The sequence below is a fragment of the Reichenbachiella sp. genome (assembly GCF_039969095.1).
Taxonomy (GTDB): Bacteria; Bacteroidota; Bacteroidia; order Cytophagales; family Cyclobacteriaceae; genus Reichenbachiella.
The window spans coordinates 102,511-114,555 of record NZ_JBDVOL010000011.1 but is presented as its reverse complement, the minus strand read 5'-3'; the positions used below and the strand labels follow the sequence as shown (position 1 = coordinate 114,555).

The window sequence follows — 12,045 nt, the reverse complement described above, 5'->3', positions numbered from 1 at the left end:
TCTAAAAATATAATTAGGACTATTTAATTAAATAGGTAGTTTTAAATGAAAGTTGAAGATTGTGAATTTCTTGATCATCTTGGTATAAAAAATTTCTTCGTGCACTATAAAGTATCTTAGACTCGATACTGAAATTTCCTAAGAACTTCACAATATCAAGTCCTCCACTGACCTCATAATCTGTAGGATATGGCTCAAATAGTCCAACGCCAGCATATTCATTTACAAAATAATCATCATCTAAACGAATTCGAGACAAATGAAGTCCATATCTACTAGTGGGCTTATACCAATAAATTTTAATAATATCAGATTGTGATCCTGTTCCGATTCCAGCACCTAGTACTTGACCATTATTTGTGTAGCCATTAGTCACTACAGAATGTGCGTAATAATTTGGGTTACCACCAGGTGTAATGAGTTGTACTTGATTGGCTCCTAATACTGTACTTTCATAAATAAACTGTAAAAGGTCACCATTCTTAAGGTCAATGTCTTTGATCATTCCAATTGTACGAGCTCTTGAACGGTCAGGCTGTTCCATAAATTCAAAAAAACTTGTAGGAAAATCATTCCGGGCGTATTCAACATATGCTTCAAAGCCCACGGATGGGAATTTCCAATCTATAGTTACAGATACCATTTGATCATATATGTCATTTTGTGCTCCGATTTTAGTCGAGTTCTTAGTAAACGCTGCAAAAGTATCAGCAAACGAAAGATTTTCATTTCCCCAAGTAGCATACATATATCTGTTGATACCAAAATTTAAGCCTTTCATGAAAATGGGTCTGTATCCAATAGTTAAACCTGTGAAATACCTCCTGTCATTATCGCTATTCTGATCGAAATAGTCAGATTCATTAAATGCACCCCAAACCATTCGGTATTCGAATTCTCCTATTTTTGTTTTTGCGGGTCGATTTGTGCCCAAATCAATATGAGGAAAACCACCAGCATTCTTACTAACTATTATTGGATTATATCTTGCAGGCCCTGTAGAAAAATTAGCTGTGGATACAGCAAAAGTAAAGTTTCTGTGAATGATACGAATTTCACTTTGTCCCAGATGAAAATTGTAATATGGATCATTTCCATATCTCATTACCCAATCTATATTTTTTTCGAATGGAAATGAATATTCACTTTTGTTATATTCGCTTTCTGGAATATGGAAATCTCTATTTTCTGAACCAACTATTATAGGAGAAAATGTAAAGTGCCAAATCCCGTAATTTCCATAAAAACCAGCAGTAATATTCATGTTACTGCCTTTTCCATTCCAAACAGGGCCATCATTGTATCCTCTAGGGTATGTTGAATTGTATATGTAATTGACTTGAGGATTCAGCAATTCAAAATTGAGTTTTTGCTTTTCATTCGCAAAACTCGTTTTAACCTTGTCATTCCAAATATCCCAATTCAAAGCAGAGTCAGGTTGTAAAGAATAAATAGTTGATGGAAAAAAGGAAATATTGGAAGGTAAATTTTTACTGTTCTTTAGTTTTAATAAATTGTAGTAATCTTCAGTGTAATCTCCAGGATAAAGTACTTGGCCAAATGATGAAATACTTAGATGTAATAAAAATATGGCTGCCTTAACTTTATTCATTTGAGCTCTCATTAATTGATTTGATGTCGAAGTTAATTGTTATTTGATATAATTAAAAGTTCGACGTTTTTTGGGAAAATCAATCAGTATACCCGTTCAAATTTCGTGCGCCTTTGAGTTTAATTTAGATGTATCCCCATTCGTATGATATTGTGTAAACTGTGTCGCCTCCTAAGCTATCTCCCTCCTCAATAATGTAATCAACAGAGTTGCCTTCTTGAAAAATTTCAAATTCTACCAGCCACCCATTTCCACTTTCACATGTTGTACATGTTGAATTTATTAATCTTATTTCTACAATAGGATCTATCTTATCTGATACATGAGGATTTAAATCAAATTCCACTTCATTTACTAAATTCCCAGCGGATGCGAGTTTTTCAAAAACCAATTCTCCGTCCACATATACTTCAATTCTATCATCAATTGCATAAAATAAAATTGAATTTCTAAGTTTAGTTTGAGCAATAATTAATTGATTGTAACCAATTATTAATACTAATATTAAAATGATTTTTTGAATACTAAATTTCATTCTTCTAAGGAAAATTGATTAATAACAAAGATCATTCCAATTAACACATTGTATATTTATTTATACCTGCCTGATAATACATTTTCCTAAGAGTATTTGCTTTATCATTCTCCATTATTATGAAAAAATGCGATATACAGACTCGAAAGAAAAAATAAAGGTTGATTGATAATCATGTAGAAGGTATAATATATTGAATCAAAAAAGTTGAAAGGCTTTTTAGTTACGTATCTGATGTATTGTGAATTCCTTTCAGACACCCCATTCATAAAAGCTGGGCTGCTTATTCTACCTCCCTGTATGGCCTTCATTGGAAATGATGCATAGGCTTTATTATCAGTGGCCCATCTTAGTGTATAGTCTGCTGATATTCCTTGCCACTCCAGTGCCGCCATTTTTTTCGCGCAGGGTTGACTGATGATATAGGCGTGTAGGTCGTTAGTCATAACTTTGACTACATTCTTGTGGTTTGTTTTCTTTATATACCGTGGTTCCCACAATTCACTCCTATGACCTAAATAAAAGATATCCCAATCTTCTGGGGATCTTTCATTTAAGAATTTGGCGTATTCTTCCTCTTTGATCGGTTCAAGAAAATATACATCGTCCTGAAAAAGCAACGTGTGCTTGTAATTATTGTCAACTGCAGTTTGATAAATAGTACGGTGAGCGTTGAATAGTCCTCGCTTTGGAATTTCCGCATCTCTTTTATTCTGAACAACCTTTACAAATCCTTCAGGAAAGCCCATGTTCTTTTCAATGTGGGCTGTTTTACTTTTTAAAAATGTAGGATCAGTTTGGGTAGTAACTAACGCTGCGTAGTCAATAAACATCTCTTATTCGTCAAATTTAATATGCGACAAAAGTAGATATTTGAAAGTTATCAAAAAAGAGAAATATTGCTAGAGATTATCGATTCGGTAATTGATTTGTTTTCTTCGTACGGATGATCAATTACAATTGGTTTTTTTTTACGATGACATCAATTAAAAGAAAAAAAGAAGCGAAATTACGAGCTGTTTGATTGAAGAATTCACTCAGGCCTAGGTTAAATCAACAATAGATTATGTTTAAATGGACCAGACTTCTAGAAGTCTTTTACAATTTTTTAGTTCACGAAGAATCGTATTTAAAAGTGACTGGTTTTTCTAAATCAGCAAAAGCTTTAAAACCAATAGGCACAGATGGAGAGCCAGTGCCTTGGATGAACTATGCTGCAATCGATTTCCTAAATGAACGATTAAATTCAAATCAATCGATGTTTGAATATGGCTCGGGGTATTCTACACTTTTCTTCGCAAAGCGGGTGAAAGAAGTAACTTCAATTGAATATGACAGCAGCTGGTTTGATTTTATAGGCGCTACACTGAATGAGCAAAAAAATGCAGAGGTAAAGTACTATGGGCTGCAAGAAGGATATGATAATGCTATAAGTAGTGAAGCAAAGGAACGTAAATATGATGTTATATTAATCGATGGGAGAGAGCGAGTGAAATGTGCAAAGAATTCCTTCGATTTCCTATCCGATAATGGCGTGTTGATACTGGATGATAGTGATAGGGAAAGGTATCAAGAAATATATTCCTTTTATAAAGAAAAAGGATTTAAGAAATTAATTTTCACTGGACTCAAACCAACTGGGTTTAGACGATATGCAACTACTGTGTTTTATAGAAGTAATAACTGTTTCGAAATCTAGAGCATCATTGTAGTGGGTGGCTTCTAAAATAGGTGAGTCCAGCTGATTCCTGCAGAGAGGTTTACAATATTTTCATCCAAAATGTAATATATATTCTGTCTGTAGGCAATTCCAAAATGTAAGTTGAATCGATTGTTGTCATATATTCTGGTGTAGTTTAATTCTCCTGCCCATTCCATATCATGTAGTTCTTTTACATTTATATTGCTAAAGAAGTAATCATCATCAAACCTTATTCTTTGTGCAGTTGCACTAAACTTGCCTTTAGATGAATAATACTGAAACCCAAAATGATCTGTATTAGAACTAGGTCCAATGCCGCCAGAGATCAATTGGCCATCATGTGTATACCCCTGTTTGACATAATTATGTGTAAACCACTCATTATGATTTCGATAGAGTGATGTTTTAGCTCTATCCAGAGAAGTATGTTCATAAGTAAGCTTGATTAGTTTATCATTGGATAGGTCAATTAATTTAATAAAACCTAATGTATACGCTCTAGCATGCTCAGGTTCTAAACCTGTAAAACCTCCTCCAAAATCGTTCTTAGCCAGTTCGAAATAAGATTCAAACCCAACTTCTTCAAAAGACCATCGAATCATTAACGAACCCATTTGATCGAACTCATCATTACCTGTATTAGGGTTTTTATCTTCTTCATCTACACTTTTAAATGTCCATACGCTTACAAAAAGATCCTTTGCACTAAATTCGTTTCCTCGCTTGTAAAAAGCTCTATTAACGCCTAAATAAAGTCCATTTATGAAACTTGGACTATAGCCCAGAGAAGCTCCTGTCCAATATCGATTGTTGTTGTCTGAATCCTCATCAAAAAAATCGGACTCTTTCAACAAGCCCCAGAATACCTTCATTTCGAAATTTCCAATCTTAGTTTCTACAGGTCTATGTGTGCCCAGGTCAACATGTGGAATACCGGCTGATTGATTGCCCATGATGATAGGAGTAACTTGAGCTGGCCCCCAGACCATATTTTGAGTTGAAGCTCCAATAGTAAACCAGTTGAAAACAGCTCTGATATCCATTTGACCCCAATCGAATTTCACGAATGAATCTTCTCCATATCTTTGCACATAATCTATATTGGAATTGTAGGCATATCTATAGGGGAAATTCTCGTCCCTGTCAGGAGAAAGTTGGAAATTGTCATTTTGAGAAAAATAAACCATTGGAGCAATTGTGTACTCTAGGTTGCCATATTTTCCACTTATTCCACCTTGAAGTGAGGATGTAAGCCCTTTACCTTGCCAAAGCGCACCATCATTATAACCTCTTGGATATTTAGAATTGTAGGAAGTGGTTAGCCTGGTAGGAAGAACTTCAAAGTACGATGATTGATTTGAGTTTGAAAAATCTATTGTCCATGGATTCCATGTCAAACTGTCTTTGGAATAGGAATATAATATACCAGGAGAAATATTAATTCTCTGATCCATTTTTTTGTTCTTCAGCTCAAGAACCTTGTAATAATCTACCAATTCTGAACCGGGATAAAGAACCTGGCCAATTACATCAAGCGATGAAGTGATTAATATGGTCAATATAATGATACTTATTCTTGCCATAATTGTGACTCTATGAATAAAATTTAAGACTTTGCCTTTTCCTTCACAGGCATTTTTTCTTTGACGTGACCATCTTCGAGAACTACGATTCTATCCCCATGGCCGAAATAACTTTCATCATGAGAAATCACCAAAATTGTTTTTCCTCTCAGTTTTAAATCAGGCAATAAATAGTGGTAGAATATATTTTTGAAGTGAGGGTCTTGGTTGGCTGCCCATTCATCAAAAAGATATATTTCCTTGTCTTCAAGCAGAGAAGCGAAAAGAGATAGTCGTTTTTTCTGGCCTTGCGATAGGCTAGTAGTTGAAAACTTCTTGTCTACAATTTTCAACTTTTTAGTTAGCTCAAGCTTTTCAAGATACTTGGTACCATGTTCGTTCAAAACTTCATCAGAAATGTGTGAAAGCGTTTGAAAGAGATATTGATCCGTAAAGTTTGCTGAAATTTTGCTTCTGTACGAATCGTATAAGTCAGTGGTAAGCGTTTGCCCATTGTATCGAACAGTTCCACTTTCTGGTAAATAAAGCCCTACCAAAATTTTAGCCAACGTTGTTTTCCCACTTCCATTTCCACCAACTAGAAAAACTACTTCATTCTTCTTGATTGACATATTGATTGGGCCAAGTTCAAAGCTTTCATCTTCCTCTATATTGTAATACTTGTGTTTAATGTCTACCAATTCTATTAGTGGCAATTCATCATTTGATTTTTCTAATTCCCTGATTTCGCCATCCAAGAAGATTGAACTGGCCAATGTGTCCTCTATGTTTTCAATTTTTGTAATGGCAACTTCAGTTTTTTTGAAATCATTTATAAAATTGGAAAGTGTAGCTAGGGGAGAAAGAATAAATAAAATCACCATTAGGAACTTGCCAAAGAAGGCAAACTCAACAAATGCTGTTTGGTTGATTCCTACTAGGATGGCTGCAATACCAAGGAATAGAATCAATTCAACAGACCTTGTTGAAAGTGCAAAAAGCATACTCTGCTTTAAGCTATAGTTATTTTGTTTAGTGAAAAGATTTGGAAGAAAGTCACCAGAATATGATTGTCTAAGCTCTCTGTTGAGCATCAATTCTTTCAAGCCGTAAAGCAGCCCTTCAAAGTAATGAAAAAGCTGATCCCAAACACCTCTAGTTTTGTCTGCGTAAATTTTGGCTTTTGGTAATATGATTTTCATGGTGAGGTAAATGGCGAAAATCAATAGCCCAATTAGAATAGATAATTTCCAGGAAAGGATGATTAAATAGACAAAACAACCAAGCACGGTTGCAAGTGCAGTCAATAATGCCGGCATTCTATTTATAGTCATTGTTATGGTCACTATATCATGCGTAAATACGGAAATTACCTTGAGAATGTCGTGTTCAATTTTCTGAAAAGATGATTTCAGGACTCTATCCACTAATCTCATTCGCAATTCAAACATGGCATTATTTGTAAGCTTAATAGAGGTGTACACAGAAATTTGATTGAAAATCCCGAAGCACAACCAAAGGCAGATGAATTGCAGAATGAATAGATTCTGGTCAGGCATTTTATATTCTATTGCATCACCGATTAATTTGATGATCATTGGCAAAGATGCGCCTGATATGGTTCCAGAAATTACTGCTAGTAAAAATGATCTCTTAGATGAACTAATGAGAAGGTAAATGAGCTTCATGTGTATCTGAAAGTTTCGATTGGCTAAGGAACATCAATTTGATGAGTATTGGTCACTTTTAGGCCAAGATCATCATTTTTATCATTAGAGTCTTCTGAAACAAATTCAAGACTTTCATCTCCAACAAAGACTTCATAGAAGATGGCCCATCTATTTAAATTACAATCCACACATTGTCCATTGTATAGTTCAACTTTTAGATTTTGAATGCCAGATTTTAAGTAGGGAGTTAAATCAACAAGGACTTCATTTTTTGGTGCCATACCGAATTTTTCTGCAGTATCTACGATCATTTCATCATTGAGGTAAACTCTTGCGAAATCATCCAACTTGTAAAAAATGATGGAGTATCCATCTGCGATAGGTTCTAATTGGAATTCCTTTTTTCCAAATTCACTTCTTTTTGATGATGAGCCGCAACCTTGAATCAATAGGATGGCAAACAATACAATTATCGATTGGCGTAAAATTTCTAGTTTCTTCATGTGTAAATTTCTTACTTATTTGATGTAGGTATTAATCTACTTTTAATGTTTTTGGTGTGGTTCCATTTCGAGAGAAATTGGAGATAGCTGATAAATGTTTTGGCGGATACCATAGATTCCATCATTTGCCATCAGCTTGCCATTTTTAATATTGTCTTTAGAAAGCTTCTGGTTATGTTCGTTCATTTTTTTCCAAGTCATGTTGGCAGGAATATACTTTTCGTTTTTAATGGCGCCGTTAAAGTTGCTGTTTTTATCATGAACAAGTTGTCGGCCACTGGCTTTCAAACGATCCCTTAGATCTCCATCTTGAAATCCCATGGGCAAAAACTCTTGGTCATATCCTCCAACTTCATTGAAAGCCTTTTTAGTGCAGGCAATTCTTCCAAAAGAGCCATCAAGTTTTTTGCCTGAGTATTGCCACAGCACAATGTCTTTGTCGTTCTTTAAAAACGTGTCCAGAACAAAATTTCCGCCATGCTGTCCTGTATAATTATCACAATCAAGGTTTACAACTATTGTACCAGAAGCCAAATAATGAGAAGTATTTTTAGCCAACGACGCATCCCACTCTTTTAATTCATTGGAAGAATAGAATTTGAGATACCCTGATTTGATTTCATCTTTGAAATTTTCTATCACCCAGCCTTTGATGTCGTCATCACTATCAAAGTCTACAAGAATAAATTCAATAATATCTTGGGAATTTTTGTTGTCAGAAAGGTTGATGGCTAATGTACTTTTTAAGAAATCAAACCTGTTTTTGTGTGACATACAGAATGAAACCTTCTTTTTTTTTGAGACATCGGTGAGGTCAGATGATTGCGGGAGCGCAATTGATTTTCTTTTAAAGAAGAGCATGTATGTGAATCAGAATAGGGATTTTAATATGAACTTAAATTGGATGGGTTTTGAATGTCCAATGCTCAATCTGAGATGCCAATTTTCATTTTAATTATATTAATTTCGCAGCAAAAATATGTATTTGTTGAGTACCAAAAAAGTCATCTTTCAACAATATGCATTTCAATAATATGAGAATACTTCGCAGAAAGCGTGCTTATGAATATAGTAAATAGATTTAGAGATCAGAACCCTATTTTGAGAATGGGTTTAGTGGCATTGTTGGTGAAGTTGATAAGTTTGACTCAATATTATGTGACGGATGAAGCCATTGGTGATGCATTTAATAGCTGGTTGTACTCCATTCTTTATCATACCTTTTTTACAGGAGGTATATTTATACTAATTCTGATGGCTTGGCAAGTGATCAAACCCCTTAGATTTTTATTTGAGATTATGTCCTTTTTATATGGCGTATTTACAATTTTGCTTTGTCAAATTGACCTTATTTTAGGAAAACTAACAGGCATGCGATTTGGTCCATCTATAATACGGACCTATGGATTAGAGTATATGATTCATGAAGATGTGCGAAAGGCTTTTCAACATAACCCAATACTAATTGTGATTTTTGGAGGGATTTTGGTGTTTTTAGTCATTTTGATTCTTCTCTATAGACCCATCATGAAGTGGTCTTCTCCATTTCTATATTCATTGAAGAAAATGTCTCTATTAGTTTTGGTTTTTGTTGTAGGATGGTTGTTGCTTCAAAATCTGAGATCTGATTACTACTTGCAAACGAGGCCTTCTGATTTGTCTTTTTTTAGTTTTGATGCCTATGGTGGAAACAATATTGAAGATGGAGGGAAGTTGAAAACTCGAGGTAACAAGTTGCTTCAAACTTATTTAGGACGGCAAATAGCCGAAGATGAAACTTACCCTTTATACCAAAAAAATGAAGGACATACCCAAGATTCGATATTTAAGAAGCCGGATGTGATTTTCTTAATGATAGAGTCGTTGAGAGGCAAGGAGTTGAAAATAGGTAATTCTAAGAATCCAGTGTATACACCAAATATTGATAGTCTGGCGGCATCTGGCATTGTGTTTCCAGAATTCGTTTCTAATGGCTACCCAACCGACGACGGGATGTTTGCCACGCATTCTTCTATAATACCGCATACCATTAAGAAAAATATCCGAGACAATTATAATACTACGTATACTGCGATTCCAGATGTACTCAGAAGTCAAGGCTATTTTGCCCTTGGCAATTGGTCGGGGAGACCATCAGAATATATGGGCAAATGGTTTGCGAAATGGTATGAGGAGTTTCATTATCAATGTGATAGCGTAATGGGCCGATCGTTGTATGGGTCTGGTGGTGATTGTGGTGATATTGAATTCTTTGATCATTCAATCAATCTAATTAAGGCATATGATGAAAGTGAATCAGATCAGCCATTGCTATTTTATTTGCAGAATAACGATACACATTATCCATTTGACCCTGCTAATAATAGATTTGGAAGCAAAGAGCAATTGGATCAATACAATGAATTCACAATGAACCATAAAAAGTTAGGGCCTCTCTACCGGGAAACTTTAGAATGGACAGATTTGCAACTGGCTAAATTATTTAAATTTCTATCACAACGTGAAAATGCAGCAAATACGATTATCGTGATGGTTGGAGATCATGCCAAAGAAACCGATGAGGTATTTAATTCGGGTACTCGATTTTTCCCTATGAATGCTTTTATGCAAACGACTGCCATTATCAGTGGACCTGAACGTTTGATTGGAGACCCTAGAGTTGCAGATTTTCCTACCAGTCAGGTAGATGTCTTACCTTCTTTAGTTGATTTACTTGATTTGCCAGTTGGTTATGCTTCCTGGGGTAGAAGTATGCTCGATACGACTCGTGCAGAGGATCGATTTTCAATCTCGGTAAGGCCAGGAACTATGAGATACAATTGGGGAGATAGTTCACTTTACATAAACTCAAATAACCCAAATGACTATTGGGCGAGTAGCTTTTATGATGAATCTAATGATCGTAATGATTTCCGCTCAGAAACTTTGTCTCAAAAAGCGAAAGAAGTCTTTGATGTAGTGCATTATGGTGCCTATTTGACAGAGACCGATAAATTGGTGCCACCAGATCAAAGGTGATTGATTATGAGTCTAGATCTATTTAAATAATAATAATTAGCTTAGTCCAATTGCTCTTTTTAATGAGAAAACACATCTCCATACCCTCTTCCAATCAAATGCCTTGGGTGCTTATTCCTGGGTTGTAGCTTTATTTTCTCGCCATACCCCGTTTTGTTCGGGGTGTCTGCTAGCAGTTACTTCTGCTATCTGTCGAACGGGTGTCCTGAATAATCCAGAACATGACGGTTCTTATTTAATAACAATCTCAAAACATCAAAAATGAATAATATCATCGTATTAGGCGGTGGCATGGTAGGAAGTGCCATGGCTATTGACCTCGCTAAAAATCATAAAGTCACTGTTGCTGATTTCAACCAACCGGCAATAGACAAACTAAAAAACAAAGCCCCCAAGATCGAAGTCACCCAGCTAGACGTCACTAAAGAATCTGAACTGAAGAATTTGCTATTACCATTTGATTTAGTGGTGTGTGCGGTACCAGGCTTTCTTGGTTATCAAACATTGCAATGGATAATTGAAACCAAAAAAGACGTGGTAGACATTTCGTTTTTCCCAGAAGATGCTCTAGCGCTCAATGAATTAGCACAAGCCATGGAAGTTACCGCTATTGTGGATTGTGGGGTGGCACCAGGGATGAGTAATTTGGTCCTAGGCTATCATAATGAATCCATGCAAATAGAAAACTTCGTGTGCTTGGTGGGTGGTTTGCCAAAAGTAAAAAAGTGGCCTTTTGCCTATAAAGCGCCTTTTTCACCCATAGACGTGATAGAAGAGTACACACGTCCAGCAAGGTATGTCGAGAACAGTCATATATTGATAAAGCCAGCTTTGTCGGATGTGGCGCAAGAGGAGTTTGATGGAGTAGGTACCTTGGAATCATTCAATTCTGATGGTCTTCGTTCATTATTATTTACTATGGGACATATTCCCAATATGATTGAGAAGACGCTACGCTATCCTGGGCATGTAGAATACATCCAGGTCTTGAAATCGAGTGGTTTTTTTAATGAGCAACCGATCGATGTGAAAGGCACAGCAGTGAGCCCATTGGACTTCACCTGTAAGGTCTTGTTTGACGAATGGAAACTAGGAGAAACTGAAGAGGAAATCACTGTGATGCGCATAACTGTATCTGGTAAAAATGAATCTGGCGATCAGGAAACGATTATTTATCATCTCCATGATGCATATGACCCGAAAACACAGACTTCATCCATGGCAAGAACAACCGGCTATACCGCGACTGCAGCTGTTAATTTGATTCTTGAAAAAAGATTCAATAATACGGGCGTATTTCCTCCAGAATTAGTGAGCAACCATGCAGGATGTTTCGATTTCATTCTGAAGTATTTGACTGAAAGAGGAGTGGTTTACCGAAAGGAGACCATTTTGGGATAATTTCTGTCAATCTAAGAATCTTATAGGCAATTGATAGCGCAG

General features: G+C 35.7%; 10 protein-coding genes. 3 read left to right on the top strand and 7 right to left on the bottom strand.

Going from position 1 to position 12,045, the window contains the following annotated elements; all coding sequences use genetic code 11:
* Window positions 1–19: 19 nt before the first annotated feature.
* The 3 genes from ABJH98_RS09030 to ABJH98_RS09020 all read right to left on the bottom strand — a co-directional run bounded on the left by ABJH98_RS09030 (window position 20) and on the right by ABJH98_RS09020 (window position 2,980).
* Window positions 20–1,612, bottom strand: a complete 1,593-nt coding sequence (locus tag ABJH98_RS09030; protein WP_348307338.1) for a capsule assembly Wzi family protein — start codon at window positions 1,610–1,612, stop codon at window positions 20–22.
* A gap of 124 nt (window positions 1,613–1,736) precedes the next feature.
* Complete coding sequence (locus ABJH98_RS09025; RefSeq protein WP_348307337.1) at window positions 1,737–2,147, bottom strand: hypothetical protein; 411 nt, start codon at window positions 2,145–2,147, stop codon at window positions 1,737–1,739.
* Between the two features lie 104 nt (window positions 2,148–2,251).
* Window positions 2,252–2,980: a hypothetical protein gene (locus ABJH98_RS09020; protein ID WP_348307336.1), complete on the bottom strand. Its 729-nt coding sequence runs from the start codon at window positions 2,978–2,980 to the stop codon at window positions 2,252–2,254.
* Between the two features lie 233 nt (window positions 2,981–3,213).
* Here ABJH98_RS09020 and ABJH98_RS09015 point away from each other — a divergent pair, with 233 nt between their 5' ends.
* The gene (locus ABJH98_RS09015; protein WP_348307335.1) at window positions 3,214–3,846 is read left to right on the top strand and encodes an FkbM family methyltransferase; all 633 of its coding nucleotides are present in this window, start codon (window positions 3,214–3,216) and stop codon (window positions 3,844–3,846) included.
* Window positions 3,847–3,869: 23 nt separating this feature from the next.
* Here the strand turns inward: ABJH98_RS09015 and ABJH98_RS09010 are convergent, their stop codons facing one another.
* Genes ABJH98_RS09010 through ABJH98_RS08995 form a run of 4 tightly spaced genes read right to left on the bottom strand, consistent with a single transcriptional unit; the run spans window position 3,870 to window position 8,358 of the window.
* On the bottom strand, window positions 3,870–5,432 hold the full coding sequence (locus ABJH98_RS09010) for a hypothetical protein (RefSeq protein ID WP_348307334.1): 1,563 nt from the start codon (window positions 5,430–5,432) through the stop codon (window positions 3,870–3,872).
* A gap of 23 nt (window positions 5,433–5,455) precedes the next feature.
* The gene (locus ABJH98_RS09005) at window positions 5,456–7,099 is read right to left on the bottom strand and encodes a cyclic peptide export ABC transporter (RefSeq protein WP_348307333.1); all 1,644 of its coding nucleotides are present in this window, start codon (window positions 7,097–7,099) and stop codon (window positions 5,456–5,458) included.
* A 23-nt stretch (window positions 7,100–7,122) separates the two neighbouring features.
* The gene (locus tag ABJH98_RS09000; protein WP_348307332.1) at window positions 7,123–7,584 is read right to left on the bottom strand and encodes a hypothetical protein; all 462 of its coding nucleotides are present in this window, start codon (window positions 7,582–7,584) and stop codon (window positions 7,123–7,125) included.
* A 42-nt stretch (window positions 7,585–7,626) separates the two neighbouring features.
* Window positions 7,627–8,358, bottom strand: a complete 732-nt coding sequence (locus ABJH98_RS08995) for a glycosyltransferase family A protein (RefSeq protein WP_348307331.1) — start codon at window positions 8,356–8,358, stop codon at window positions 7,627–7,629.
* A gap of 288 nt (window positions 8,359–8,646) precedes the next feature.
* Between ABJH98_RS08995 and ABJH98_RS08990 the strand changes: the two genes are divergently transcribed.
* A complete protein-coding gene (locus ABJH98_RS08990) occupies window positions 8,647–10,602 on the top strand; it encodes a sulfatase-like hydrolase/transferase (RefSeq protein WP_348307330.1) in 1,956 nt (651 codons plus the stop codon).
* 261 nt (window positions 10,603–10,863) lie between these two features.
* Window positions 10,864–12,003, top strand: a complete 1,140-nt coding sequence (locus tag ABJH98_RS08985) for a saccharopine dehydrogenase C-terminal domain-containing protein (RefSeq protein ID WP_348307329.1) — start codon at window positions 10,864–10,866, stop codon at window positions 12,001–12,003.
* Window positions 12,004–12,045: the final 42 nt, after the last annotated feature.

Coding starts and splice junctions, on each gene's coding strand:
- ABJH98_RS09010 (WP_348307334.1), bottom strand. CDS start 5,432: ATGGCAAGAATAAGTATCATTATATTGACCATATTAATCACTTCATCG.
- ABJH98_RS09000 (WP_348307332.1), bottom strand. CDS start 7,584: ATGAAGAAACTAGAAATTTTACGCCAATCGATAATTGTATTGTTTGCC.
- ABJH98_RS09030 (WP_348307338.1), bottom strand. CDS start 1,612: ATGAATAAAGTTAAGGCAGCCATATTTTTATTACATCTAAGTATTTCA.
- ABJH98_RS08995 (WP_348307331.1), bottom strand. CDS start 8,358: ATGTCACACAAAAACAGGTTTGATTTCTTAAAAAGTACATTAGCCATC.
- ABJH98_RS08990 (WP_348307330.1), top strand. CDS start 8,647: ATGAATATAGTAAATAGATTTAGAGATCAGAACCCTATTTTGAGAATG.
- ABJH98_RS08985 (WP_348307329.1), top strand. CDS start 10,864: ATGAATAATATCATCGTATTAGGCGGTGGCATGGTAGGAAGTGCCATG.
- ABJH98_RS09025 (WP_348307337.1), bottom strand. CDS start 2,147: ATGAAATTTAGTATTCAAAAAATCATTTTAATATTAGTATTAATAATT.
- ABJH98_RS09015 (WP_348307335.1), top strand. CDS start 3,214: ATGTTTAAATGGACCAGACTTCTAGAAGTCTTTTACAATTTTTTAGTT.
- ABJH98_RS09005 (WP_348307333.1), bottom strand. CDS start 7,099: ATGAAGCTCATTTACCTTCTCATTAGTTCATCTAAGAGATCATTTTTA.
- ABJH98_RS09020 (WP_348307336.1), bottom strand. CDS start 2,980: ATGTTTATTGACTACGCAGCGTTAGTTACTACCCAAACTGATCCTACA.